This is a genomic window from Pantoea sp. E956-1 (assembly GCF_982223955.1).
Map to the genome: position 1 here is coordinate 24,134 of NZ_CEUYZP010000010.1, position 25,791 is coordinate 49,924.

At 56.8% G+C, this 25,791-nt stretch carries 28 protein-coding genes; 9 read left to right on the forward strand and 19 right to left on the reverse strand.

Annotation, left to right across the window (positions count from 1 at the left end; translation table 11 throughout):
* Positions 1-7 precede the first annotated feature (7 nt).
* The gene (gene eat / locus AC0T7J_RS19880; protein ID WP_064704584.1) at positions 8-1,372 is read left to right on the forward strand and encodes an ethanolamine permease; all 1,365 of its coding nucleotides are present in this window, start codon (positions 8-10) and stop codon (positions 1,370-1,372) included.
* Positions 1,373-1,458: 86 nt separating this feature from the next.
* On the opposite strand, the gene mak is transcribed toward eat, so the two are convergent.
* Positions 1,459-2,370: a fructokinase gene (gene mak / locus AC0T7J_RS19885; protein WP_031593982.1), complete on the reverse strand. Its 912-nt coding sequence runs from the start codon at positions 2,368-2,370 to the stop codon at positions 1,459-1,461.
* 146 nt (positions 2,371-2,516) lie between these two features.
* Between mak and rdgC the strand changes: the two genes are divergently transcribed.
* A complete protein-coding gene (gene rdgC / locus AC0T7J_RS19890) occupies positions 2,517-3,428 on the forward strand; it encodes a recombination-associated protein RdgC (RefSeq protein ID WP_473796270.1) in 912 nt (303 codons plus the stop codon).
* Positions 3,429-3,497: 69 nt separating this feature from the next.
* Here the strand turns inward: rdgC and ppnP are convergent, their stop codons facing one another.
* The 7 genes from ppnP to aroL all read right to left on the reverse strand — a co-directional run bounded on the left by ppnP (position 3,498) and on the right by aroL (position 9,272).
* Positions 3,498-3,788, reverse strand: a complete 291-nt coding sequence (gene ppnP / locus AC0T7J_RS19895) for a pyrimidine/purine nucleoside phosphorylase (protein WP_009091800.1) — start codon at positions 3,786-3,788, stop codon at positions 3,498-3,500.
* 95 nt (positions 3,789-3,883) lie between these two features.
* Positions 3,884-4,561, reverse strand: a complete 678-nt coding sequence (locus AC0T7J_RS19900; protein WP_473796273.1) for an AroM family protein — start codon at positions 4,559-4,561, stop codon at positions 3,884-3,886.
* A gap of 1 nt (position 4,562) precedes the next feature.
* Entirely contained in the window at positions 4,563-5,495 is a 933-nt protein-coding gene (locus AC0T7J_RS19905) for a DUF1177 domain-containing protein (RefSeq protein ID WP_473796276.1), read from the reverse strand.
* Between the two features lie 10 nt (positions 5,496-5,505).
* Positions 5,506-7,065 (reverse strand): OPT/YSL family transporter, encoded by a 1,560-nt coding sequence (locus AC0T7J_RS19910; protein WP_473796279.1) that lies wholly within the window; start codon positions 7,063-7,065, stop codon positions 5,506-5,508.
* Between the two features lie 288 nt (positions 7,066-7,353).
* Complete coding sequence (locus AC0T7J_RS19915; protein ID WP_473796283.1) at positions 7,354-8,106, reverse strand: IclR family transcriptional regulator; 753 nt, start codon at positions 8,104-8,106, stop codon at positions 7,354-7,356.
* A gap of 338 nt (positions 8,107-8,444) precedes the next feature.
* Complete coding sequence (locus AC0T7J_RS19920; protein WP_010255272.1) at positions 8,445-8,636, reverse strand: YaiA family protein; 192 nt, start codon at positions 8,634-8,636, stop codon at positions 8,445-8,447.
* A gap of 111 nt (positions 8,637-8,747) precedes the next feature.
* Positions 8,748-9,272: a shikimate kinase AroL gene (aroL, locus tag AC0T7J_RS19925; protein WP_473796287.1), complete on the reverse strand. Its 525-nt coding sequence runs from the start codon at positions 9,270-9,272 to the stop codon at positions 8,748-8,750.
* Between the two features lie 315 nt (positions 9,273-9,587).
* Between aroL and AC0T7J_RS19930 the strand changes: the two genes are divergently transcribed.
* Complete coding sequence (locus AC0T7J_RS19930; protein ID WP_473796290.1) at positions 9,588-10,310, forward strand: DUF2076 domain-containing protein; 723 nt, start codon at positions 9,588-9,590, stop codon at positions 10,308-10,310.
* Positions 10,311-10,312: 2 nt separating this feature from the next.
* Here the strand turns inward: AC0T7J_RS19930 and AC0T7J_RS19935 are convergent, their stop codons facing one another.
* Positions 10,313-10,762 (reverse strand): YaiI/YqxD family protein, encoded by a 450-nt coding sequence (locus AC0T7J_RS19935; protein ID WP_010255266.1) that lies wholly within the window; start codon positions 10,760-10,762, stop codon positions 10,313-10,315.
* A 168-nt stretch (positions 10,763-10,930) separates the two neighbouring features.
* Here AC0T7J_RS19935 and proC point away from each other — a divergent pair, with 168 nt between their 5' ends.
* Positions 10,931-11,743: a pyrroline-5-carboxylate reductase gene (gene proC / locus AC0T7J_RS19940; protein WP_473796293.1), complete on the forward strand. Its 813-nt coding sequence runs from the start codon at positions 10,931-10,933 to the stop codon at positions 11,741-11,743.
* 67 nt (positions 11,744-11,810) lie between these two features.
* Here the strand turns inward: proC and AC0T7J_RS19945 are convergent, their stop codons facing one another.
* The 4 genes from AC0T7J_RS19945 to AC0T7J_RS19960 all read right to left on the reverse strand — a co-directional run bounded on the left by AC0T7J_RS19945 (position 11,811) and on the right by AC0T7J_RS19960 (position 14,598).
* Complete coding sequence (locus tag AC0T7J_RS19945; RefSeq protein WP_473796296.1) at positions 11,811-13,337, reverse strand: FAD-dependent oxidoreductase; 1,527 nt, start codon at positions 13,335-13,337, stop codon at positions 11,811-11,813.
* 239 nt (positions 13,338-13,576) lie between these two features.
* Positions 13,577-13,879, reverse strand: a complete 303-nt coding sequence (locus tag AC0T7J_RS19950; protein WP_013356938.1) for a PsiF family protein — start codon at positions 13,877-13,879, stop codon at positions 13,577-13,579.
* Between the two features lie 115 nt (positions 13,880-13,994).
* Entirely contained in the window at positions 13,995-14,246 is a 252-nt protein-coding gene (gene iraP / locus AC0T7J_RS19955; RefSeq protein WP_473796298.1) for an anti-adapter protein IraP, read from the reverse strand.
* Between the two features lie 205 nt (positions 14,247-14,451).
* A complete protein-coding gene (locus AC0T7J_RS19960; protein WP_473796301.1) occupies positions 14,452-14,598 on the reverse strand; it encodes a hypothetical protein in 147 nt (48 codons plus the stop codon).
* Between the two features lie 254 nt (positions 14,599-14,852).
* On the opposite strand from AC0T7J_RS19960, the gene AC0T7J_RS19965 reads away from it, so the two are divergent.
* The gene (locus tag AC0T7J_RS19965) at positions 14,853-17,990 is read left to right on the forward strand and encodes a beta-galactosidase (protein ID WP_473796303.1); all 3,138 of its coding nucleotides are present in this window, start codon (positions 14,853-14,855) and stop codon (positions 17,988-17,990) included.
* On the opposite strand, the gene AC0T7J_RS19970 is transcribed toward AC0T7J_RS19965, so the two are convergent.
* Positions 17,872-19,146 (reverse strand): multidrug efflux MFS transporter, encoded by a 1,275-nt coding sequence (locus tag AC0T7J_RS19970; protein WP_473796306.1) that lies wholly within the window; start codon positions 19,144-19,146, stop codon positions 17,872-17,874. The two genes, AC0T7J_RS19965 and AC0T7J_RS19970, sit on opposite strands and share 119 nt — an antisense overlap.
* A 436-nt stretch (positions 19,147-19,582) precedes the next feature.
* Here AC0T7J_RS19970 and AC0T7J_RS19975 point away from each other — a divergent pair, with 436 nt between their 5' ends.
* On the forward strand, positions 19,583-19,834 hold the full coding sequence (locus tag AC0T7J_RS19975; protein ID WP_473796309.1) for a biofilm development regulator YmgB/AriR family protein: 252 nt from the start codon (positions 19,583-19,585) through the stop codon (positions 19,832-19,834).
* 9 nt (positions 19,835-19,843) lie between these two features.
* On the opposite strand, the gene AC0T7J_RS19980 is transcribed toward AC0T7J_RS19975, so the two are convergent.
* From AC0T7J_RS19980 to AC0T7J_RS19990, 3 genes are all read right to left on the reverse strand, one after another.
* Complete coding sequence (locus AC0T7J_RS19980) at positions 19,844-20,164, reverse strand: hypothetical protein (protein WP_473796312.1); 321 nt, start codon at positions 20,162-20,164, stop codon at positions 19,844-19,846.
* A 155-nt stretch (positions 20,165-20,319) separates the two neighbouring features.
* Positions 20,320-20,616: an I78 family peptidase inhibitor gene (locus AC0T7J_RS19985; protein ID WP_473796315.1), complete on the reverse strand. Its 297-nt coding sequence runs from the start codon at positions 20,614-20,616 to the stop codon at positions 20,320-20,322.
* A 262-nt stretch (positions 20,617-20,878) separates the two neighbouring features.
* Positions 20,879-23,482 carry a bifunctional diguanylate cyclase/phosphodiesterase gene (locus AC0T7J_RS19990; RefSeq protein ID WP_473796318.1) on the reverse strand — a complete coding sequence of 868 codons (2,604 nt, stop codon included), beginning with the start codon at positions 23,480-23,482 and terminating at the stop codon, positions 20,879-20,881.
* A 213-nt stretch (positions 23,483-23,695) separates the two neighbouring features.
* Between AC0T7J_RS19990 and AC0T7J_RS19995 the strand changes: the two genes are divergently transcribed.
* The 3 genes from AC0T7J_RS19995 to AC0T7J_RS20005 all read left to right on the forward strand — a co-directional run bounded on the left by AC0T7J_RS19995 (position 23,696) and on the right by AC0T7J_RS20005 (position 25,017).
* Positions 23,696-24,346, forward strand: a complete 651-nt coding sequence (locus tag AC0T7J_RS19995; RefSeq protein ID WP_010255238.1) for a CPBP family intramembrane glutamic endopeptidase — start codon at positions 23,696-23,698, stop codon at positions 24,344-24,346.
* Positions 24,347-24,516: 170 nt separating this feature from the next.
* A complete protein-coding gene (locus AC0T7J_RS20000) occupies positions 24,517-24,687 on the forward strand; it encodes a hypothetical protein (RefSeq protein ID WP_003850083.1) in 171 nt (56 codons plus the stop codon).
* Positions 24,688-24,786: 99 nt separating this feature from the next.
* Positions 24,787-25,017, forward strand: a complete 231-nt coding sequence (locus AC0T7J_RS20005; RefSeq protein WP_473796322.1) for a hypothetical protein — start codon at positions 24,787-24,789, stop codon at positions 25,015-25,017.
* A 115-nt stretch (positions 25,018-25,132) separates the two neighbouring features.
* Here AC0T7J_RS20005 and yniD read toward each other — a convergent pair whose 3' ends face one another.
* A complete protein-coding gene (yniD, locus tag AC0T7J_RS20010) occupies positions 25,133-25,240 on the reverse strand; it encodes a small membrane protein YniD (RefSeq protein WP_022625163.1) in 108 nt (35 codons plus the stop codon).
* Between the two features lie 121 nt (positions 25,241-25,361).
* Positions 25,362-25,790, reverse strand: a complete 429-nt coding sequence (locus AC0T7J_RS20015; RefSeq protein ID WP_473796325.1) for an OsmC family protein — start codon at positions 25,788-25,790, stop codon at positions 25,362-25,364.
* Between the last annotated feature and the right edge of the window lies 1 nt (position 25,791).

Sequence of the window (25,791 nt, forward strand, 5' to 3'; positions counted from 1 at the left end):
TAACATAATGACAAACAGACTCAAGCCCACTCTGGGCACCCTGCATCTGTGGGGGATTGCGGTTGGCCTGGTTATTTCAGGCGAATATTTTGGCTGGAGTTACGGCTGGGCCGTGGCGGGCACGCTGGGATTTCTGGTTACCACCGCGTTGATCGCCACACTCTATACCTGTTTTATCTTTAGCTTCACCGAACTGACCACCGCGATCCCCCATGCAGGCGGGCCATTTGCCTATAGTCGCCGCGCCTTTGGCGAAACCGGCGGACTGATTGCCGGTCTGGCGACGCTGATTGAGTTTGTCTTTGCGCCACCGGCGATTGCCATGGCGATTGGGGCCTATCTCAACGTGCAGTATCCCGAACTGAACCCGAAAACTGCGGCGGTTGGTGCCTACCTGCTGTTTATGACGCTGAATATTCTCGGCGTTAAACTGGCGGCGATGTTTGAACTGGTTGTGACGGTGCTGGCGGTGATTGAACTACTGGTGTTTATGGGTGTGGTTTCACCCGGCTTCAGCCTGGCGAACTTCGCCGCGCACGGCTGGGCAGGCAGTGACAGCTTCGGACTGCCCGCCTTCTCCGGCATTTTCGCCGCCATTCCTTTTGCCATCTGGTTTTTCCTTGCCATTGAAGGCGCGGCGATGGCGGCCGAAGAGGCGAAAGATCCGACCCGGACCATTCCCCGCGCCTACATCAGCGGGATTCTGACGCTGGTGGTGCTGGCGATAGGTGTGATGCTGATGGCGGGCGGCGCGGGTGACTGGCGCAAACTCGCCGACATTAACGATCCGCTGCCACAGGCGATGAAAATGATTGTCGGCGAACACTCTAACTGGATGCATATGCTGGTGTGGATCGGGCTGTTTGGCCTGATTGCCAGTTTCCACGGCATCATTCTCGGCTATTCACGGCAGTTTTTTGCCCTGGCACGCGCGGGCTATCTGCCGCCTGCCCTGGCCAAACTGTCGCGTTTCCAGACCCCGCATCGGGCGATTATTCTCGGCGGCGTGCTGGGTATCGCGGCGATTTACAGCGATGGCGTGATTAATCTGCAGGGGATGACGCTGACGGCGGCGATGATCACCATGGCGGTGTTTGGCGCGATTGTGATGTACATCATGAGTATGCTGAGCCTGTTTAAACTGCGCCGCAGCGCGCCGGAGATGGTCCGCAGTTTCCGCGCGCCGGGCTATCCGATTGTTCCGGGCATCGCCCTGCTGCTGTCGGTGGTCTGTCTGCTGGCGATGCTGTGGTTTAATCCGGTGATTGGCGCGCTGTTTTTCGCCATCATGCTGGCAGGCTATCTCTACTTCCTCGCCACCAAAGCCCAGCGCGATCGGGCGCCGCAGGACAGTATGCTGGTCGGCGAATAACACCGGCGCGGGTGAGTGCCGTGGGTTAACGATTCAGCGCCAGCGATACCCGGCGCTGAATCGTCAGCGGGAGCGTGCCTGCGGCATCAGCCGTTAAGCGGCCAGAGCCACGCTGCACCGCGAACGCCGCTGGAGTCGCCATGCTGCGCCTTCAGCACCGGCGTTTCACACTCCCCGCCAAATACCCACTTCTTCATCAGCACCGGCACGGTCTGATAGAGACGATCCACATTGCTCATCCCACCACCCAGTACAATGACATCGGGATCGATCAGGTTCACCACCTGCGCCAGCGATTTTGCCAGCCGCAGCTCATAGCGGCTCATCGCCAGTTCGGCGATCGGATCCTGCTGCGCCAGCAGCGAGACGATCTCCGCACCTTTGCGATGCACGCCGCTCAGCCGCTGATAGTCGATACCAAAACCGGTGCCTGAAACAAAGGTCTCTATGCAGCCCTGCTGACCGCAATAACAGGGCACTTCCTGACGGTAGCGCAGCTCATCCTCATCCATCCACGGCAGCGGATTGTGGCCCCACTCACCGGCATTGCCGTTGCCGCCGATACGCGACTCACCGTTGATCGCCACACCGGCGCCCGATCCGGTGCCGATGATCACGGCAAACACCAGCGACTTTCCGGCACCGGCACCGTCGATCGCTTCCGACACCGCCAGGCAGTTGGCGTCGTTGGCGATACGCACTTCCCGGTTCAGCGCCTGCGCCAGATCTTTATCCAGCGGCTGGCCGTTGAGCCAGGTGGAGTTGGCATTTTTTACCCGCTTACTGTAGGGCGAAAGCGTGCCGGGAATACCGAGACCCACCGTGCCGGTTTCGCCGGTTTTCTGCTCCGCCAGCGTGACCAGATCGACAATCGCCTGTACCGTTGCCTGATAGTCATCACGCGGGGTATTTACCCGGTGGCGGAACAGCTCCTCTCCCTTATCCGACAATGCGATCACTTCTGTCTTGGTGCCACCCAGATCTATGCCTATGCGCAAGATTACGTCCTCGTTATTCGTTCAGGTGAGAGATACAGTAAAAGGCGTCTGCCGGAAAGGCAATGAAACCACTCCGATGTTTCGCTATCATGCGCGCTGACTCTCGCAGACTTGTGCGCCCGATCGCGCCACGGTAAGGAATCCCGATGTTGTGGTTTAAAAATATGATGGTTTATCGTCTGAATCGTGACATTCCGCTGTCCGCAGATGAGATGGAAAAGCAGCTCGACGCCTTCACGTTTTCACCGTGTGGCAGTCAGGATATGAGCAAGACCGGCTGGGTCTCGCCGATGGGCAACCGCAGCGATGCGCTGACCCATGAAAACAAAGGCCAGATTGTGATTTGCGCCCGCAAAGAAGAGAAAATCCTGCCTTCGCCGGTGGTGAAACAGGCGCTGGAAGCGAAAATCGACAAGCTGGAATCTGAGCAGAGCCGCAAGCTCAAAAAGACCGAAAAAGATTCGCTGAAAGATGAAGTGCTGCACAACCTGCTGCCGCGCGCCTTCAGCCGTTTCAGCCAGACCTACCTCTGGATCGACACGGTCAACAACCTGATTATGGTTGACTGTGCCAGCGCAAAAAAAGCGGAAGATACCCTGGCGCTACTGCGTAAAAGCCTGGGCTCACTGCCGGTGGTGCCGCTGACGCTGGAAAGCCCGATTGAACTGACCCTGACCGAATGGGTGCGTTCGGGTGACGTTCCAGCCGGTTTCGCCCTGATGGATGAAGCGGAGCTGAAAGCGCTGCTGGAAGATGGCGGCGTTATCCGCTGCAAGAAACAGGATCTGGTGTGCGATGAGATCGCCAACCACATCGAAGCGGGCAAGCTGGTGACCAAACTGGCGCTCGACTGGCAGGAGCGCATTCAGTTCGTGCTGGCCGACGATGGCTCGGTGAAACGTCTGAAGTTCAGCGACACGCTGCGCGATCAGAACGACGATATCGACCGTGAAGACTTTGCACAGCGCTTTGATGCTGATTTTATTCTGATGACCAGCGAACTGGCCGCACTGACCAGCAATCTGGTGGAAGCGTTGGGCGGCGAAGCCCAGCGTTAATCAGTCACCGGCAGCATCATCCTGACAGACGATATTCGCCAAAAAAATGGCCGCTAAGCGGCCATTTTTTTAATCTTTCAGGTAACGGCAGAGATAGGAACTTGGCTCGCCAACCTGCAGATGAAATTCGCTGTGGCCCGGCACGTTAAACACCGAACCCGCTTCAAACCATTTCCACTCGGTTTCACCTGGCAGTAATACCTTAAGCGAGCCGCTGACCACGGTCATCTCCTCCGGCTGGCCGGTACCGAATGTGTATTCACCTTCAGCCATTACGCCCACGCTTGCGCGGCCGGTGCTCGCACTGTCAAAACCGATAGATTTAACTTTTCCGTCAAAATACTCACTTACGTTGAGCATAATAGTTCTCCAGAGCACATGTTGTGTGTCTGGCAGTGTAGAAGGGAACCCGCTGATCTGTCACGCGAAATGATGGCCGTTTGTGATCTCTTCCCTCAGGGAAGTAACTCCGCCGCCAGGCGCGCCACCAGCTGATTAGAGAGCAGAACCGGTACGCCCAGCCGCTGCTGCAACCATATCCGATGCTGCTGGTGATACCCCATGCAGTCGAGCACCACCAGCGCTGCGCCCTGTGCTTTCAGACTGTTTGCAGCATCAGCGAAGGTTGCCTGATCGCCCTGATAGGGACTGGCGACCGCAAAGCAGGGCTGCACAGGCAGTTGCTGCCACTTACCAGCCTGCTCAACAATCTGCTCCTCAACCGGCACGACAATGCCGACCCGCTGCTGCTGCACCATCGCGCAGATGAGCGGTGGAATGAGGCGATCCGGCTCCAGCAATAGCGCATGCTGGGTGTGGAGGCTGCTGAATTCACCGGTGCAGAGCAGCAGAATGGTCGCATAGCCCGCCTGCTCCAGCGCACTGATTTTGCGCTGCAATCCCTGCTCAACTTTCGACGCCGCCAGCCGCACCTGTTCGCCACTCTGCAGCCGCGACACCAGAACCCGGTCGCCCGCTGCTGGCGCGAAGTGTGCGGCCACGTCAGCCGCGCTGAGTCCATCCAGTAAACCGGCGTGATCGGTCAGCGCATCCGGCAGATGCTGCCGCAGCAGTGGCAGAATATCGCTGCGCGGTGACTGGCCGATAGTCAGCGTTACCAGTGGTTTCGTCATCTTAGTGATTCCGGTGACGCAGATGCGCCAGGCTGCCATAGAGTGAAATCAGCCGCGCATACTCTTCGGCGTCGTAGAAGTGACAGGTTCCACGACCAAACTCCTTGGCCACCTCAATGGCAAACTTTGCCGCTGCCGCAATGTCCACTTCATGGCTGGCGCCGGTTCCGCAGCCCGGCACCACCGATTCGGCAGTGATTGCCACACCCACTACCGGCACATCCGTGGCGGTAGAAGGTTGCAGAATGCTGTTGAGGTGATAAACCCCATTGCCGTAAGGCGTAATATCCTGCGTGGTGATGGGAAAAGTCACCGCCGGACGGCCGCTGGTCATCTCCATGATGCGCAGCAGATCCTCCGAAACCCGCAGGATGTAGCCCTCTTTCACCGTCGGCGACAGGGCAAAGCCTTTGTGGTTGATAATGCGGTTACCTTTGGTGGTGTCGATTGACAGAATCGCATCCACATCCGCCACCACTTCGTTATCATTCATGGTGACATCGTCAATCGGCGAGTCCATGAAATCGACCGGCAGATGCGGCCGAGTTGGCGCATCCGGGCAGATATGGGTGGTAATGATGACGTCGCCATCAAGCCTGTCGCCTTTGCTCTGCATCTGCGCCAGTTTAAGCGCGCTGGCCACGGCCGCAATCGCGCCATCCGCATCTGACACCATGCCGATACGGCCAGGACGCGCGCCGATGCCACCAAGGCGACCAATAATCCCCAGCGTCGGTGCACTGCCGCCGCCTGATTTGCCCTGCGTCCCCGGAATATCAATGCGCACAAAATCGGTGCGGCCTTTGGGACCGGAGACACGGGTAAAGCGGGCATCAACATCAGGATACGCCGTGAAGAGATCCACCACCTGCTGCCCGTCAATGTGGGCGCTATCCAGTAACTCAAAAACCGCCAGGGTCTGCTGCAAACTCATGCTTTATCCTTTATTTCTTGCTGCTGCTGGCAAACAGCGAATGAAAGAAGCTGTAGAGGGCATCACCGGCAATAAAGCCTGCCGCCATCACCTCCATAGGCGAGCGGCCCCGCTCGCCCCAGATGCGGATAATTACAATGCGTAAAGCGATCCCCACCACCACTGCCCAGCCCGCCATGGCGTTATTAATTAATAAACCGGTGGCGAGCAGCACGCCCAGCTGGCGTTTTGGCCCGCCGATCAACTGGATAACGGCACCCGGAATCGCCCACATCAGCAGATTCCCGGCAATACCTGGCTCAGCACCCGCCTGAATCGTTTTGGCATACACCCGCGCTACAGGCGGCAGCAGGTTGTCAGCAAAGAAGAAGGTATGGGCGTACCAGACCAGCGGAATTGACACAACAAAAGCGATCATAGCTGCGATAAGCTGAATGCGACGTCCCCATAGCTCCTGCTGAAGATCGGCACCGTTGCCGCGCAGGATAAAGCCCGCCTTCAGGTCATATCCCATGTCGGCGAACGCCGGACCGGTGGCGGCGGTAAAGCCGCACAGCAGGCAGAGCGCCAGCGGTGGGAAGCCGATCAGAATGCCGATAATCAGCGTAATCAGCGCCACGGCAAAGGCCGGGAACCAGCCGGAGTGCATAGCGGCAATGCCGACAATCAGTTCATGGGCGAAAGCCGCAAACGCGGCATAAAGAACAAACAGCAGCAGCATCGCGATGCCCATCTCACTCCACAGGCCGCCCGCCAGCGCCAGCAGCGCCGAAATCACGATATAACCTACGCTGCCGAAACCCAGCGCCCGCTGCACCTCATTACCATTGCGGCTCACCACCAGCGCATCATTTTTGCGGCTACGGATCACCATCACGACCTGAATCAGCGCCAACAGACCGGCACCGACCATCACGCCATGCGGAATATAGAGCGCATTAATATCAATACCGGCCACCGGCTGCGCATAGGCTCGCAGCAGAAAACCGATGCCGAGCATCGACAGCGCCCAGATATTGCCGATAAACGCGGTGCCGAAAGCGGACATCGGGATCTTCAGCATGGCACCGACGACGCCACCCACAATGCCCAGCACCAGCAGCCACGCCTGGCGTCCGCCTTTATCACCCGCTTTGATCGCTTCCGCTGCTGCAACGCCCGGTGGCCAGGCATTACTGGCCGGAAAGACGCGGGTATCAAACAGCTGATAGAGCAGCCAGGCATCCAGCAGCATCGCGGCGCTGACGCCACAGAACAGCGGCAGGACCAGCTGCGGTTCACCCAGCGCCCAGGGCACGGCAATCGGCATCAACAGGCTGTTCGCCGCCCCAAAGGTGGCTGAAGAGATAGCGGTCTGCGCCAGGTTCTGGATTTCAATCGAACGATAACGGCGGAATGCCTGCAGCGGAATACGCGCCAGCAGCATGGCAAACAGCGCGCCGATAATAGAGGTGTTAGGCGTTACGCCAATGGTGGTAATCAGCTGAATGCCAATAATGGCACCCGCGATGGAAAGAAGAATTAAAACCAGTGCCACGCCAACGTGCTTAATCGGATTTACCCGTTCCATATGTCCCCGCCAGTCCTTGTCCAGAAGAAATGAAATAACGTCTACCCGCCCGCTGGCCGGTTTACGCCGGTTATCAGTTTCACTGCTCTGATGCGCACAGACATTGCAACCGCCACTGCAGATGGTCGTCCCTCCGCATGCTGAACCGAAACAGGAGGCAATGAGAGACGGACACAGGCAACCGGGGTGCTGCGTAAAGCGTGGCGATCAGATTGAAAGAAAAAGGCCCGAAGGCCTTTGTTTTCCCTGGTGTGGCGAAAGTATTACGCCGATAAAAACGGTGTGAAGTTACGCGCCATATTTTTCGGTCATCTCTGTGGCCGTTGCGCGTAATGCTTCAAGGAGCTCTGGCGGGAAACCCGGTTCAGTCTCCATAGACGGAAACGACAGGCAGAGTGCCACCGTTTCGCCATGATGTTTGTTATGAACAATAACTGACAGCGAGCTGATGCCTGGCAGCGATTCATTTCGGGCCAGTGACCAGCCCTGCTGGCGGATCTCAGCCAGTCTGGCACAGAGTGCCTCAGGACTTTGCGGCGAGTTTGCCGATACGACCTGCCATTGATCATGGAAGCGCGCCAGCACCTCTTCATCACTTAACTGCGCTAACAGCGCCCGGCCGGTTGAGGTCGCGGCAGCCGGCATCCGACTGCCCGGCGGCGTGACCATCTGCGTAAAGTGACGCCCATGAAACATACGCATCACTAATACTTCCCGCCCGTCGAGCTTCGACACGTAGCCCATACAGCCGGTTTTCGCAGCCAGCCTGACCATCGCCGCTGAAACGCTGTCAACCAGCGGTGCCGAAAGATAATGTCCGGCGGCAGCCAGTAATACGCGACCAATGTGATAACCGCGCGTATCCGCATTCCGCTCCAGCAACCCCTGACTTTCCATAGTGGCCAGCAGACGCGAAACGGTGCTTTTTGGCAGGTTTAACGCCTCAACTACCTCACTAAATGAGAGACCAACATGCCCCTGCGTCACCCCTTTGTGCTGAAACAATCGAAGTATGGCGGCGGCATTTTCAAGTGTGGTCATGTTACGTGTTCCACTATATGGAACTAAGTTCCTCTATTGGTTTGATGAAAATAAAGCGTGGCACCGAATCGGTCAAGCGACAATTTGAATCACCGGGAGATCGGCAGCAGAGAAAATAAGGAGATAAAAATGATTAGCGGGGCTTTATCTGGCAAGGCAAAGAGAGTGCAGAACAGAAGCATACGCAGAGTGCATTTGACAGTAAATCTGCGTCAATTTTGCTTCTTAAATAACCCGTTCGACTTCAGGGGAGGTAAAAAGAGGCGTCGTTCAGGCACAGCGTTGTGCGGGTCAGTAATTGAGTGTGACAGGCTGGCGTCCCTGCCAGCAGTAAAGCTTTACTCTTTTTCAACGTCTTCGTAGCGCGCTTTGGCGTCACGCGCTTCTTCTTCCGTTTCGTGCTCACTGATTAATGAATTCGGTTTGGGATGATCAGCACGCAATTCGTAAGAGGTTACTTTATTACCTTCAGTGCCCTTTTCAACAGGCACAACTTTCGCTTCACGTGGATACGGTGGTCTGGTCGGCATACTGTGTCCCTCTTGTCTGAATAACATTCCACAGGACAGGCCGCTGCCTGTCGTAGGATAAGTATAGACAATGCCGTCTGAAGCGGGATCAAAGCGGGAAAAATCTGAGAGTTAGCTGGCGCGCGCCAGGGAGAGTGACAGCAGAATTTCCTCTACCACGCACTCGGGCGATTGCATCGCATTCACCTGATGATGGGCCGCAGCCTGATAGAGATGCGCACGTTCACGCAGCACATCACTCATCTCATCAGCAATGGGACGGCCGGTTAAAGTCGGACGCTGGGCCGCTTCAGGTTCACTTTCCAGCCGCTCTGCCAGCACCTCGGGGGATGCGCTGAGCCAGATCACCTGGCCCTGCTCCTGCATAAAACGACAGTTCTCTTCAGCCAGAATCATGCCGCCGCCGGTGGCAATAACGGTTCTGGGTGCCGTCACCGCTTTAAGCGATTCCGTTTCACGGGCGCGGAAACCTTCCCAGCCTTCCGCCGACACAATCTCCGTCACACTGCGCTGCGTGCTGAGTTGCAGATGGTGATCGGTATCCGTAAAGGCGTAGCCCAGCGCCTGCGACAGCGCCTCGCCGACCGTGGTTTTGCCGCAACCGCGAGCGCCAATCAAAAAGATGGGTAGTGACATCAGGGCCGTTCCTCCGCCTGACCGCGCGATGCGGCTGCATGGTGAGCTTATTAATGCGACGCATAATAACTGGAAATTATTATGGCCTCTACCTGTCAGGCACGATTTACGCATTTTCGTCCCCTGAACAGCGACAATCTTTGTGTTTTCAAGGGGAAATGCATGCACGTTTTGTGCATCAGGGCCGTAACAGAGCGATAAAAACCCCGCAAAACAGCGGCTAAAATGCGTCGGCAATATTTGCTTACTGCCCCGATTTTACTTTTCACGCTGGCGCCCACATATACTGGTAACAATCGCCACAGGAGAGTCATCATGCAACGCGAAGAACAACAACTGATCGAAGGGCTGTTCAGCCGTCTGAAACAGGCTGAAAGCCAGACCGTGGCACGCGATGCCGCTGCCGAACAACTGATTAACCAGCATCTGCAGGCGCAGCCGGGCGCGCCTTACTACATGGCGCAGGCGATCCTGATTCAGGAAGCGGCGCTGAAAAAACTCAATGAGAAAGTATCGGCGCTGGAAAGCCAGATGGCCCAGCAACAGCAACAGCAGCAGCAACCTGCACAGAGCAGCGGCGGCTTTCTGTCCGGGCTGTTTGGCAGCGGTTCGCGTCAGCAGCCGCCTGTGCAGCAGCAACAGCAATCGTCACCGTGGAACAGTGCGCCACAACAACCGGCTCAGCCGCAATATGCGCCGGCACAAGCGCCTGCACCACGCGGCACCGGTTTCCTCGGCGGCGCACTGCAGACTGCTGTGGGTGTGGCGGGCGGTGTGGTGATGGCCGATATGCTGACCAGCATGTTCCACCATTCACAGCCGGAAGAGATTGTAAACATCATCAATGAGCCACCCCTGCCCGATGTGAATGACAATCTCAACACCTTCAACGGTGGCGATGACAATGCCGATACCTTTAACGGCGGTAGTGACAACGCCTTCCTCGACCAGAATACGGGCTGGGACAGTAATTATGCCGACAACAGCGATCTGAATGACTTTGGCGGCAACGATTACGACGACGACAGCTTCGTTTAATTTCAGCGTTTCTGCTGGGTGAGCCAGCTGTCCAGCTCATTTGCAAACTGCTGGCGGTCACGCGGACTCATCGCCGCGGGGCCGCCGGTCTGCACGCCGCTTGATCGCAGGGTATCCATAAAATCCCGCATCGTCAGGCGTTCACGTATCGTCGCCGGTGAGTAGCGCTCGCCGCGCGGATTCAGCGCCGCCGCTCCCTTCTCAATGACCTCTGCTGCCAGCGGGATATCGGCGGTGATCACCAGATCGCCGGGCTGACAACGCCTGACGATTTCATTGTCCGCCACATCAAATCCGGCAGGCACCTGCAGGGTGCGCAGATAAGGTGAGGGTGGCACGCGCAGAAACTGGTTCGCCACAAAGGTGATCGTGGTCGCGGTGCGGTCGGCTGCGCGGTAGAGCACCTCTTTGATCACATTTGGACAGGCATCGGCATCGACCCAGATAAACATCATGATTCCTTAAAGTCAGAGAAGCCTGAGATCTTGCCGGGTTCCCCTTAAATGGCAAATTTTATTTGCGGCGCGCTTTCCAGCCTGCGCCCGGTTGACTTGTTATTCAGGCTGGCTGAAGTAAGCTAGCTCACTGAGAAAAACGAATAATGTCCTAAGGAGATGGCGATGCTGGCAAAGAAAATCGGGTTTATCGGCGGGGGAAATATGGCGAAAGCCATTATCGGCGGACTGGTCAACAGCGGCAAAATCGCCCCGTCTGATATCTTCGTTTACGATCGCAAAGCAGAGACCAACCAGGCGATGGCAGAGCAGTACGGCATCAACGCAGCCGAGAGCGCTGAAGCGCTGGCGCGTGAAGTGGACATCCTGTTCGGCGCGGTAAAACCCAATGTCATTCTCAAAGTTTTAAAAGAGCTGACAGGCAGCCTGAAAAAAGAGGCGCTTGTGGTGTCAATTGCGGCTGGCGTGACGCTGGATTCGCTCTCATCGGTGCTGGGCTACGATCGTAAAATTGTCCGGGCGATGCCGAATACTCCCTCGCTGGTGAGCGAAGGCATGACTTCGGTCACGCCCAATGTGCTGGTTGAACAGAGTGAAATCGACGACGTTGTGGCGATTTTTGAGAGCTTCGGCAAAGCGGCCGTGGTGGATGAATATCTGATTCACTCCGTGGTCGGCGTCAGCGGTTCTGCGCCGGCCTACGTGTTTATGTTTATCGAAGCGATGGCCGATGCGGCCGTTCTGGGCGGCATGCCACGCGCTCAGGCCTATCAGTTTGCTGCACAGGCGGTGAAAGGGGCGGCGCAGATGGTGCTGACAACCGGTAAACATCCGGCTGAACTCAAAGATATGGTCTGCTCCCCAGGCGGCACCACCATTGAAGCGGTGAAAGTGCTGGAAGAAAAAGGCATGCGCTCGGCGGTGATGGAAGCGATGCAGCAGTGCATGGCGAAGTCAGAAAAACTGAGCCGCAGCTAACCGATCATCAAAGGATGTGCAAGGCGGCCCCGTACGCTGGCCCGCCTTGCCTCCGCCTTAACAGATATTAACTAATGTGTTCCTGACCGAGCGCCACTGCCTCGGCAAGCGTTATCGGTTGCTGCATCCGCTCCACCAGCTTAGCGGTCAGCGTATACATGCCGCATGAGCAGATCGCTGCCAGCCTCCCCTGCTGGCCATAAAACGCCATGAACTTTTTATCCTCCAGCGAGCCAATCAGCTGAAAGTCATCCCATTCTGCCGCGTGGCCCAGATACTCATAGCGGGTGGCGTACTGCGTGGTCCAGAAGAACGGTACACGATCAAAGGCGACGGCCTGGTCCAGCATATTCCATGCGGCGGTCTGCCCCTGCTGATGCGCGACGCGATAGTGCTCAATGCGCAGCGGCCCCTGTGCCGACGGCCAGGTGGCGATATCACCCGCCACCCAGATATTGTCAGCGACCCGCAACTGCTCATCCGCCAGCAGGCTGCCATCCTCTGCCAGCGGGAGATCGTGGATAAAATCGGTAGCGGGTTCTACCCCGGTGGCAAACAGCACCACCGTCGCGTCCAGCAACCGTCCACCTTTGAGCTGCACGCTGCGCACCTGCTGGTCACCCTGTAAGGCTTCGATCTCGCCCTGCACCCACTTCACGCCGTTTTGCTCATGCAACTGATAGAAATAGCGGCCAATCTGATCGCCAAACCGTTTAGCAAAGGGCAGCGCCTGACGGGCGATGACCGTCACGTCAATGCCCCGGTTACGCAGCGCCGACGCCAGTTCGGTGCCGATAAAACTGTTGCCGATAATCACGATTTTATGGCTGGCATCCACCGCCTGAAGCAGCTCATCGGTCTGCGCTTTGCTGCGCAGCAGATGGACCCCATCGAGATCGCTGCCCGGCAAATCGGGGCGGACTGGGGACGCGCCGCTGGCGATCAGCAGTTTGTCGAAGGCGAGCGTCTCGCCATCCTCGAAAATCAGCCGTTGCTGCTGAGCATCGAGGCGGCTCACCCTGGCCTGAAGTCGTTCAACATGATCCATCACATCCGCTTTGAGCAACTGCGGCACCTCGCTGATATCCATTTTTCCCGACGGCACAAATTTGGTCAGCGCGGTGCGGTCATAAGGCGCGTCCCCTTCCCGCTCGACCAGAATCAGGCGACCTTTAAAGCCGTCATGACGCAGACGCCACAGCGCTGCGCTGCCCGCCGCTCCTCCCCCAAGCACCACATAGACCGGCGCGGCAGCCCCGCTGCCAATCGGCGCCGCGGGCGACATCGCTTTCGGGTTCACCAGCACCCGGCCGTCTTCAATACGCAGCGGATACTGTTTGAGATCGGCTAACGCCAGCGGTTCACACATTTTGCCATCGGCAAGATTAAACGCGGCTTTGTGCCATGGACAGACCAGCCGCTCGCCGCAAATAGCCCCCTGCTCCAGCGGCGCGCCCGCGTGCGGACATTTCGCCTGGTAAGCACGTACGTTGTCACCTTCGCGGATCAGTAACACCTCCACCTCGCCGAGCGTTTTTTTAACCGGCTGGCGCTGGGGCAGATCGTTCAGGTCGACGGTAAATTGATAGTTCACGGCATGGCTCCTTTCACTGTTCTTGTCTTGTGCTGCGCGGCAAAACATCACTGTTGTTGTCTTGTGCTGCACAGCAAAACAGGGTTCTGCGCAAATCCCCACAAACAGTAAGTGTGGCAAAGGAACCGGGAAGCCTGACGACGAATGTTTATCAGAAGGTTAACTTTTTGTTATGGAAGGATATTTAATCGGGATTACGTGGAAAGGAGAAGCGGCCACCTGCGTGGCCGGGGGAATAATCAGCTTTTTTTCAGGCACTGGCTCATAAAGGTTTTGCGCGCATCGCCCGCCAGCTTTTTATCGCCCGCTTCGCCGTTACAGCTTTTCATTTTCATCTGCTGCGGTGACATATGCGACAGCTTGCTGTCCTTTTTCAGGCATTCACTCATAAAGGTTTTGCGCGCATCCCCTTTAAGATCCTGTGATTTGGCATGCTGGTTACACATCGTCATCTTCTCCTGCTGCGGTGTCTTTTCCGCCGCACCTGCCAGCCCGCTGACCAGCAGGCCCGCCATCATCATCGCCATTAAACCGACTTTCATCTTGTTATCTCCAGAGTGGATTATCCTCTCTTATTCTGGCAGCGAATAAGCAAAGCGGTAAATGTTTCAGGTCAAAGTGATGTGAAGATCCCATTCCAGTCTGGCACTGGGATCGTTACTGGCGGGGATGCCGGAGCAGCTTTTCAATGTAATTCCGCAGCAGCCGCGCATCGTTATCCTCGGCATCGGCGACGTTGTCCATTGCGCTTTCAATGCTGGTGGTTATAGCCAGATGTTGTTGCGGCTCCAGCTTACGAACCAGCGCGGTAACAACAATCTCCAGCGCTTCAATCTGCGCCATCTGCTCTTTGGCTGTCGCCTCTTTTTCAGCCAGCTTTACCAGTAACTCAGCAATCAGGTTTTTCATGCTGTTGTCTCAGCGGTGGAGAAAAGCTGAAATTATCACCACGCTGGCAAAAAAAACAGAGGGTAACAGCTATTTTTTCAGTGAGTTAGCCTCTTATTTTCGTCCGTTTTTCAGCGATATCCGGCTAATCTCGCAGCCGAAACGTTTTGCGGGCAAATAACGCCGCTGTTAAACGTTTCGACTGCCAGAAATCGATTAGCGAGGCTTAACGCGGATCGACAAATCCGCGGCCAGGCCCGCCGCCGTGTCCGCCCCAGCCACCGCCACCACCGCCGCCAGGAGGCGGGAAAATACATCCGCTTAATGCAGTCACTAATGCCACAGCGGCAGCCAGCTTAACGATTCGTACCATATCTACCTCAGGGTGATGAAATCGGGCTGAGTGTATGAAGCTACCTGCATGCCGACAAGTGAGATTCTTCTGCATCCGGCGACTATTCATCTTTGCTGACCAGACTTAACGTTTTGCCGTCACTATGCCGCCACATTCTCAACATCCCGGCCAGCTTACAGCGCAAAATTATTTGTGCGAATCGGGAGGGTGAACACTTTACAGACAGCTTAATTTTGCGCATTGTGAGCGCATTACATTTACAGGATATAACGATGACTCTCTCTCAGGCTGCTTTCAGTGACATCCTCTCCCGGCGCGACTGGGAAAATCCGGTCGTGACCTCGCTGCATCGGCTGGATGCGCACCCGCCCTTCGCCAGCTGGCGAAATGAAACGGCCGCGCGGGATGACAGCCCCTCGGCGTCACTGCAGAGCCTCAACGGAGAGTGGGGTTTCCGTTATTTTACGCAGCCTGAAGCGGTCCCGGCCAGCTGGTTACTGCAGGATCTGCCGGACACCACGACCCTTCCGGTTCCGGCCAACTGGCAGATGCACGGTTTCGATGCGCCCATTTATACCAACGTGCAGTATCCGATTCCGGTGACTCCGCCGCGGGTACCCACAGAGAATCCAACCGGATGTTACTCGCTCACATTCAGCCCTGACGCAGTTTGGCTGGATGCCGGACAGACACGCATCATTTTTGACGGCGTAAACTCGGCCTTTCATCTGTGGTGCAACGGACACTGGATTGGCTACTCTCAGGACAGTCGTCTGCCCGCTGAATTCGACCTGACGCCTTATCTGCGGCCGGGTAAAAACCGGCTGGCAGTGATGGTGCTGCGCTGGAGCGATGGCAGTTATCTGGAAGATCAGGATATGTGGCGGATGAGCGGCATTTTTCGCGACGTCACGTTAATGCATAAACCGCAGGTGCATCTGGCCGATGTTCAGCTGGAAACCCGGCTCAGCCCGGAGTATTGCCGTGCCGAATTGCGCGCCAGGGTTCGGGTTGCTCTGCCAGCTGACGTCAGCTCGCGCTATCAGTTGCGCCTGACGCTGTGGCAGGGTGACCAGCAGATTGCTCAGTGTCAGCAGCCGCTGGGCAGTGCCATTATTGACGAGCGGGGTCACTATTCCGAACGCGCCCTGCTCAGCCTGCCGGTGGAACAGCCTGCGCTGTGGAGTGCCGAAACGCCCCATCTCTATCGCGCTACACTGGCGCTGCTGGATGAGAACCAGCAGCTGATCGAGGTGGAAGCTTATGATGTCGGCTTCCGTCAGGTCACCATCGACAACGGTCTGCTCTGCCTGAACGGCAAACCGCTGCTGATCCGCGGCACCAACCGTCATGAGCATCATCCGGAACGGGGCCAGGTGGTGGATGAGGCGACGATGCGCCGCGACATCGAACTGATGAAGCAGCACAATTTTAATGCGGTGCGCTGTTCACACTACCCTAATCATCCGCTCTGGTACCGGTTGTGCGACCAGTATGGGCTTTATGTGGTGGATGAGGCCAATATCGAAACCCACGGCATGCAGCCGATGAACCGGCTCTCCGATGATCCCCGCTGGTTCGCCGCCTATAGCGAACGTGTGACGCGCATGGTGCAGCGCGATCGTAATCACTGCAGCATTATTATCTGGTCGCTGGGCAATGAGTCTGGACATGGTGCCACACACGATGCACTTTACCGCTGGGTGAAAAGCAGCGATCCAACGCGACCGGTTCAGTATGAAGGCGGCGGTGCGGATACCGCCGCTACCGATATCATCTGCCCGATGTATGCCAGGGTTGATGAAGATCAGCCGTTCCCGGCGGTGCCGAAATGGTCGCTGAAAAAGTGGATCGGTCTGCCGGGTGAGACGCGTCCGCTCATCCTGTGTGAATACGCGCATGCCATGGGCAACAGCTTTGGCGGTTTCGCTAAATACTGGGAGGCCTTCCGCCAGTTCCCGCGTCTGCAGGGCGGCTTCGTCTGGGACTGGGTTGATCAGAGCCTGACCCGCTATGACGATCAGGGCGAATCCTGGCAGGCCTACGGCGGCGATTTTGGCGATAAACCCAACGATCGTCAGTTCTGTATGAACGGGCTGGTATTTGCCGATCGCACGCCGCATCCGGCGCTTTATGAAGCGCAGCGCGCGCAGCAGTTCTGGCAGTTCACGGTTGATCCCGGCGATGCGCTGAGCTTTACGATCAGCAGCGACTATCTGTTCCGCCACAGTGACAACGAAGTACTGCGCTGGCGCATCGAACAGGCGGGTCGTGTAGTAGCGGAAGGAGAAGTGCCGCTGGATATCGCTCCACAGGGTCAGCAGCGCATCACGCTGCCGTCACCGCCAGCGTTACACGGCGAATGCTGGCTCAATGTCGCGGTTCATCAGATTCACCCAACTCGCTGGAGCGCCGCCGACTGGTGCGTCGCCTGGCACCAATGGGCGCTGCCTTCCGCAATGGCGCTGCCGTCACTACCGGAGGCGGGCGAAGCGCCGGACCTGCACGATGAAGCCAGTGAAATTATCGTCACCCATCAGCAGCAGCGCTGGCATTTTTCACGCCACAGCGGCGAACTGACACAGTGGTTTGTTAATGAGGAGCCGACGCTGCTCTCACCTCTCCAGGACTGCTTTATTCGCGCGCCGCTCGACAATGACATCGGTACCAGTGAAGCGGAACGGGTTGATCCTAATGCCTGGGTTGAACGCTGGAAAGCCGCGGGTTATGACCAGATGGGCAGCCAGGTGGTGTCAATGACGGCAAATGCGTTGCCGCAGGCGGTGCAGATTGAGACGCTGCACAGCTGGCTCGCCAATGGCCAGATCGCCTTTATCAGCCGTAAACGTTATCTGATCAATGCGCAGGGTGAATTGCAGTTGCAGCTTTCCGTTGAGCAGTCGCGCGGATTGCCGCCGCCCGCGCGCATCGGATTACGCTGCGAACTGGCGCAGATACCACAACAGGTGAGCTGGCTCGGCCTGGGGCCGCATGAAAACTATCCCGATCGTCAGCTGGCCGCGCAGTTTTCCCGGTGGGAGCTGCCGCTGGATCAGCTCTCAACGCCTTATGTTTTCCCGGGTGAGAACGGTCTGCGCGGCGGCACCCGTCAGCTCGACAGCGGCAGCTGGCAGGTCAGCGGCGATTTCGCTTTTTCACTGAGCCGTTTCAGCCTGGAGCAATTGCGCGAGGCATCCCACCGCCACCATCTGCGTCCGGAAGCGGGCTGCTGGCTGCATCTGGATGCCTGCCATATGGGTGTCGGCGGTGATGACTCCTGGAGTCCCAGCGTCAGTCCTGAGTTTTTGCTGACTCAGCAGCGCTGGCAGGCTGAACTGACGATTTGCCAGTCGACGCGGGCAGCACTGTCTTCGGACGCCGGTAAAAGCGCTTCAGAAACAGCACATTAATCAGCACGACCACGGCGGTGGCAAAAAAGACCCAGCGGAAACCGGCCACCGCCGACACTGCGGCCCCCAGCAGCGGACCCGCGACATTGCCGAGATACATAAAGGACTGGTTGTAGCCGAAGATCCGGCCGGTAATGTTGTCGCGCGAATGACGCACCAGCAGCGTCTGCACCGCGGGCATCATCGCGCCATCGGCGAAGCCCAGCAGAAAACGTAATACCCCCAGCTGTGTCGTGCTGGTGACAAAGGACATGGCGATAAACAGCAGTAGCGAGATGACCATCGTTGCCAGCAGGATACGCTGCGTGCCAATGCGATCGCCGAGTCGTCCCAGACGAGGCGCGGCCAGCAGTGCAGAGACGCCAGGCAGCGCGGCGATAACTCCGCTAAGAAAAGCGATATTCTCAGCGGTGGGTGCCAGTTCCCGCACAAAGAGCGTCAGGATCGGGTTAACCGATCCGTTGCACATCTGGATCACCATGGTGGTGAAAAAGAGGCAGAGCATCAGTTTTGGGTTATCCAGTGAGCGGAAAACCTCGCGTCCGCTGAGCTTCTCCTTTTTACTCACCGGCGTGTAACCGGTCTCCTTGATCAGGAACAGCGTCACCAGAAAACTGACCATCAGCAGCGCTGCGGTGACAATAAACACCGTACGTAAACCGACCCAGTCTGCCAGCAGCCCGCCCAGCATCGGCCCCAGAATCACCCCGCCAATCTGACCGGTTGAGACACAGCTCAGCGCCCAGCCGCTGCGTTCACGCGGCACCTGAGCCGCCACCAGCGCCATGGCGTTGGGAATATATCCGGAGGTCAGCCCCATCAGGGCGCGCAGCAGCAGTAACTGCCAGGCTTCGGTGACAAAAGCCTGGAGCAAAATCACTACGCCCATGCCAAACGCGGCGCGCAGCAGCATCAGTTTACGGCCTTTGCGATCGGCAAGACTGCCCCACAGCGGGGCTACGGCCGCCGAAACCACAAAGGTGATACTGAAGGTAAGACCCGACCAGAGGCTCAGTGATTCGCCACCGGTTACGCCAAGCTGCTCAAGGTAGAGCGGCAGAAACGGGATAATCTGGCTGATGGCCAGTCCGGTAAAAAAACAGCCAAACCAGACCGAGATCAGGTTTATCTTCCAGGGTTCCATAGTGCGTGGCATGAGCAGTTGTTTTAAAGAGAGGGAATGCTCAGTCTAACGCGGCTATTCTTAACGTGACCGACAAAACATGGCACAAATGGCAAAAGACCGCATTCCTCTTTGATTCTGCTCAATCCCCGGCGCAAATTTTTCATTCCCCGGTTTTATAGCGCGAATCATGTGGGCGGAGGTCTTCCCTGAGGCGCTCTTACTCAACCAGCCCTCATCAATATGGAAAAATATGTCATTTTGTTACTGACAACGCTTCACCTCGCTTCTATGTTTAAAAAACCGCCAGCCGCGGCGGTGTGGCGATCTTTTTTATCGGCGCGACGTCCTCCGCAAAATAAACGGTGCAGACCGTCCGGCTACGCTGAGGCGAACCAGCTTATCTGGTGAATAGATGCCCTTATGCTCAGGTGTAAGGGAGTGGGTATTGTTTTAGCGGAGGTGGGGAATGAGAGTGCAACCTAATAGCGCCAGCCGTGCTATCAGCGACTATTTCAATAGCCCGGACTGGCGGACACCGCCAGAGTCCGATCTGCTGGCGGTGATTCTGCGTGAAATAATGGAAGCAGGTGAACCCGCGACCAACAAAGCCATTATTGCGCGGGTGATTGCTAAACTGGAAGTGGAAGGCGATGAGACGCAGTTGCAGCGTTATCGCACTCTGCTGGCACAGGTGATCGACACGCGGCCGGAGACATAAACCCGCTGCCTACTTCACCCAGCGCAATTTATCCGCTTCGCTGATGCTGGCCCGTCCGCTACTGCGCTGAAACAGGCAGAGCTCCCGTCCACGCTTATTTTTCATCTGCCGCTGGGGATAGCGTCCCTCCAGCAACAGTGCGCTGAAGCCCGTGTTGTCGTCATACTCGATCGCCTCGCCCGACACCTTTACTTTGCTCAGATGACTGGCATTAATGCAGGCCTGCACCATCACCTGGCGGCTCTTTTCCCAGGCTTCTTCACTGGAAGCCTGCGCCAGTGTGCTGCTGAGTAACAATGCAGGCAGGAGTACCCCGATTATGCGTTTCATCTTCTCTGCTCCTGTTCCGGCGCGAAGCCGCTAAAAAAATTCCCGCCGGGGCGGGAATAAACAAGACGAGCACTATTTATTGTGTGACGAGGACGTTTCTTAAACGCCCTGCTATCCTCGCCTGCCGTTATGACAAGCCTATGACATCTTTGCCATTAGCCACAATAAACGGAGCTGATATTGCCATTTTTATCGGCCAGGAAGTTAAGCCGGTTGAGATTGAAGTCCATGGTGACGGCAGAATTATAGGGGATTGCACGCATCTTCTGTTCGAAGTGCTGACCCTGCAGCGCGGTTAACGGTTTGCCGACATAGTTCTGAAACTGAGAGGCACCACAGCGGTCAGCCTCGGGATCCTGCGCCACATGGGCGGTATCGGGCTTAGAGGCAGATTGACAGGCGGTTAATGCGAACAGCCCCACGACAAGCAGCCCTTTTCCATAAAATTTCACGTTTATTCTCCTGTTGGACGTTTAAAACCTTGTCCCAAGAGTAGCAAAGCGCGCCTGCTGAACTGAACTCTAAAAAAGTAAAGTTGTTACAGCAGCATTAAACGGGTCGCGTCACAGATCACACTTTAAGATTAATCGCACTCGGTGCCTAAAAAAAGCACAGCGAGCCACTACAATATTAAGAATAGTCTTAACTCTGTGGAGGTCATGATGGAACTGATTATTTTTGTCGTCTGCGCAATGCTGATGACCGCTGTAGCGGTCAAAGTCCGTTAAACGGGTTCTGCGCGGTTCTTTCCAGAAGCGTACTGAATGCAGCCAGCGGCATCGGTCGACCGAGGAAGTAGCCTTGCCCCTCTTCGCACGAGAGCTGTTTTAGCTGGTTCAGCTGCGCTTCTGTCTCAATCCCCTCAGCCGTAATTGTCAGGGCAAAGGCGCGTGCCAGCGCAATAATCCCCGCGACCACTGATTGCGCCTGCTGCGACTCCGGGAAATCTTTCATCCAGGAGCGATCGATCTTCAGCCCATTAAACGGAAACGTCTTCAGGTAGCCCAGGGCCGCATAGCCGGTGCCGAAGTCATCAACGGTTAACCTTACCCCGAGTGACCGTAAACCCTGCATCACCTCCAGCGCATGCTGCGGATGTTCAAAGGTCACGTTCTCCGTGATCTCCAGCTCCAGCCGGGTAGCTGGCAGGCCGCTTTTCGCCAGCACATCTGCAACCCGCTGCACTAAATCGCTGGTGCGGAACTCCATTGGCGAAATATTAACCGAAACATAGCGATCGCCCCCCCACCCCAGCGCATCCTCACACGCGCGCATCAGCACCCAGTCGCTGATGGTGGCGATGAGGCCGCTCTCTTCCGCCAGCGGAATAAAGTGATCGGGAGTAATCCACTCATCGGGTGCAATCTGCCAGCGAATCAGCGCCTCGGCACCCGCCAGCTGACCGGTCAGCAGTTGATAACGGGGCTGGTAGTGCAGGCGAAATTCATTGTTCTTCAGCGCTTTCTCAATCCGCCGCGCCATTTCACGCTTATCCTCACGCTGGCTGGCCATCTCGTTGGCATACCAGACCCACTGATTGCGTCCCGCTTCGCGCGCTTCATTCAGCGCGATATCCGCCATTTGCAGCAGCGCTTCCGGATGGCTGGCATCCTGCGGTACACAGGCAATCCCCATACTGACGGTGAGATAGTGGACATGCTGGCCGGTGCTGATAGGCTGCTGAACCTCATGCACCAGCTGAGCGCAACGCTGATCGACCCGCTCACGGTTCGTTTCACGCAATACCAGCACAAACTCATCGCCACTCAGCCGCGCCACCAGCTCCTGCGGGCCGATAGAGCGTTTCAGACGCTGCGCGATCTGGTTCAGCACCTCATCGCCCGCCGCATGGCCCCAGGTTTCATTAATCGGCCTGAACTGATCGAGATCGAGGGTAATCAGCGTCAGCGGCGCAGCGCCCTCAGGCAGCTCAAGGTGTAGCGTCAAAAACTCCTGCAGCTGCACGCGGTTCGACAGGCCAGTTAAAACGTCGTGACGCGACAAAAACTGAATGCGCGCCTCCGCTTCCATGCCCTGAGTGATGTCCGATACCGTGCCGCGAAACCCGATACGTCGCGCGTCATGCCAGATCGTTTTCGCGACCAGCTGGCCGATGCGGCGGTTGCCGTGTGCCGACATAAACTGACAGCGCAGTGGCATCTGTTGACCCTCCTCCTCCTGACGCTGCAGCCAGGCGACCAGCGAATGGCTGGGATGCGTCAGCAGGTGATCGATGTGACGTCCCAGCCAGTGTGTAATATCGTGGCCGGTCACGGTATGAAAGCGCGCTGACAGGTAGATCAGGCGGCCCTCTTCATCCGTTTCCCAGATCCAGTCTGACGCCGCCTCAGCGAGATCGCGGAACCGCGCTTCACTGCTGGCAAGCTCCTGCTGACTGATCGCCAGCAGGTCAAAGCGCCGATCAGAGAGAATCGCATTGGAGAGCGCATGGCGGCTGACGCGATGGGTGATGATGCCAATGATGATCGCCATGAACATCAGCAGTGGCAACAAAAACCAGATCAGGCCCATACCAGGCATCTTTGGCGTCCAGCGCAGCACAATCAGCTCGCCACCGGGTAACCGTTGCACCATCCGCGGTTCACGCAGGGCATCCCCTTCACTGACGGGCAGGCGCAGTTCGCGCACATCCAGCGTGGCGCCCAGCGCCTGTAATTTGGCAGGGGTGAACAGATTTACAAACACCATGACTGACGCTGGCCCCGCCATTGGCGGCATATTGGCAATTCTGCCGCTGCCGATGGGGGCTGCAACCACAATGGCGGGCAGATGATGAATCAGCGCATCACGGGTCATCGCCGTGTCGTTGCGCTGACGTGCCGCCGCGATCAGCGCTGGGGTCTTTTTTCCCAGCCAGGCTTCCAGCGGCGTATCCACCAGTTGCCCATTAATGACGCTGTACGTGGTGTGACCATTGCCGTCGACTACAAACACGCCCTCATAGTGATACTCTTCGTAGAGGCCCGGACCAAAGTTCTCTTCGTCGTAAGCCCAGACTTTGTTGACCCTGACATGGAGATTGCGCCAGGCTTCGCCCCAGAACGCATAATCCCGGATATCCGTGACCATCGCCTCCTGACGACTTTTCCACGCCTGTTGCATTAGCAGCCGGTCATGCTCAACCGATACGCTGTTTTGCCGCTGCGCAATCGTCAGCACCATCAGCATCGAGAGCACCAGCACGCCAAACAGCAGCAGCGAAAGCGTGCGCAGGCTGCGCCGCGTAAAGCGGACAGTGCGGTCTTCAGCGGCATGTCTGAATGGAGGCGAGGGTGGCGCCGGAGGGTTAGAAGTCATTAAGAGTGCTCACTACACAGCCAGAGTTTGAGATGACGGGCCTGCAATACAACATGCAGTGCTGACCAGATTAGTTTCCTCAGTTATCGGCTCGCGCGCGCTGGTGTTTAGTCTGCGGTTAACATTTTGCGCTTAAATATTGTGTTACAGGCTGACTCGACAGCGATCTGGTGCATTGCTACTATGCGCTAACCTTCGCTGGCAGAGTCGCCTATGAATACCAATTCCGACAGAGTGACACTGACGCTGTTCTACGTCGGCAGCTTTGTGGTCTATTACCTGGTTACCATGCTGATCACGCTGTTCCCTAATTACAGCGTGCTGCGTAATGACGGCCTGCTGGTGCCGGTGCTCTGCCTGTTTGAATTTGCTGTTATCTATCCGCTTTACCGCTTTTACTGCCAGCGCCGCACCGACCTGCCGCTGGGTGAACTCTGCACGCTGCAAACTCTGCTGTTTACTGGCGCGCTGTTTGTTCTGATGGCCGCACAGATGCAGTTCATGCAGCCGGAAGGATGGCTGGTGATGCAGGCCCAGCAGGGACGTAATTCGCTGCTGATCCTGCTGCTCACCGCCGTGCTGCTGGCACCGGTGTTTGAAGAGGTGCTGTTCCGTGGTTTTCTGTTGCAGGGCTTTCTGCTGTGGGCGCCGCGAAGTCGCTTCGCCTGTATGCTGCTGACCTCACTGCTGTTTGCGGTGATGCATACGCAGTATGTGCACTGGCAGACCCTTATCGCCCTGACGCTGTTTTCCCTGCTGCTCTGTTACGCCCGGCTGCGGAGTAACAGTCTGGCGCTGCCCATCTTCCTGCATACGCTGAATAACCTGATTGCACTGCTGCCCGCCTGGTATTTCGCAGGCTAGCGCCAGGCACGCCCCTTCTGAGACGCCTTACAGACCGCAGCACCCTCCTGACTGGCGGCCCACAGCTCACACTGACAATGCCGCCCCGGCACGTTTGTCTATACTGGATGTTAAAAAGGGATAAAAAGCACCACAGTCCGGACCACCAGACCGTGTAAAGGAGAGGATCTATGTTGATAGGATTTGTGTTGTTAGTGAGCGCATGCGGCTACGATGCCTGCGAGGCGCTGCCGGTTTCAGAGCGCATCTATCCGACGAAGGTCGACTGTGAAACGATGGCGAACCGCATTCATAAAGTCAGACCGAATGTGGTACTGCTGTGCGGCGAAGTGCATCGCTAATTCAGGGCCAGGTTCAATAAAGCAGGGCTGTAACGTTGCAAGCTGACGCTTTAGCGTACAAAATATAAGCTGTTGTTAACCATTATCGTTGTGAATCCCATGAAAACATCACGCCCCCGTCGTCCTGGTGGACGCTGGGTTTACTATCTTTTGTATGATGGCATTCTGTGGCCCTGCCCCGTCCGATGGGAGTGGGAGAGCAGCTATGGCGGCTGGTTGCCCTTTTACTACACACCAACCTTTGAGTTTGTGGTGGGCGATCCCCGCAAAGCTTATCGCATTGCGCGCAGCGATGTACGGGCTAAAAGGCGCGAGGATGTCTTTGTCTGAGCGCGTTTATCGCCACGGCAGCCATGAGGCAGTAAGCAGATAGTGAACTGCTTCCAGCACAATAATCACCATCAATAATATGCCCAGCGTGTGGCGGCCAATCCTTTTCATCTGTTCAGGCCCAGATCATAGCAGCCCAGCGGATCAGCAGCAGCGCGCCACAGATGCATAACAGAACCAGCACCATCTTCCAGTACTTTTTGGCCGCCCGGTATCTCGTCACCTCAGTTTCCTCTGGTCAGAAAGCGAAGATGCGCCACAAGGCGCATCTGTTCCGGTCAGCAACGAGACCGGTGAGGCATAGCATAACGCCCGGGCCGCCAAAAGGCGACCCGTTGTCCGCATCAGTTGTTCAGAGTGTAATCCAGCGTAATTTCCGCATTCAGTACCTGAGAAACCGGGCAGCCCGCTTTGGCTTTATTGATGATCTCGTCGAAGGTCGACTCATCAATGCCTGGCAGGGAAATGGTGCTGGTCAGTGCCACTTTAGTAATAGCAAAGCCATCGCCTTTTTTATCCAGCGACACGTCGGCCGTGGTATCAATGCTTTCCGGCGGATGACCCGCGTTGCCCAGCATCAGCGACAGCGCCATAGAGAAACAGGCTGCATGCGCTGCACCAATCAGTTCTTCCGGGTTGGTGCCTTTGCCGTCTTCAAAACGGGTGTTAAAGCCATAAGGCTGCTGGCTCAGCACGCCGCTCTCGGTGCTGACGGTGCCTTTGCCTTTGATATCGCCTTCCCAGTGCGCCGAACCTTTCTTATGAATGGTCATG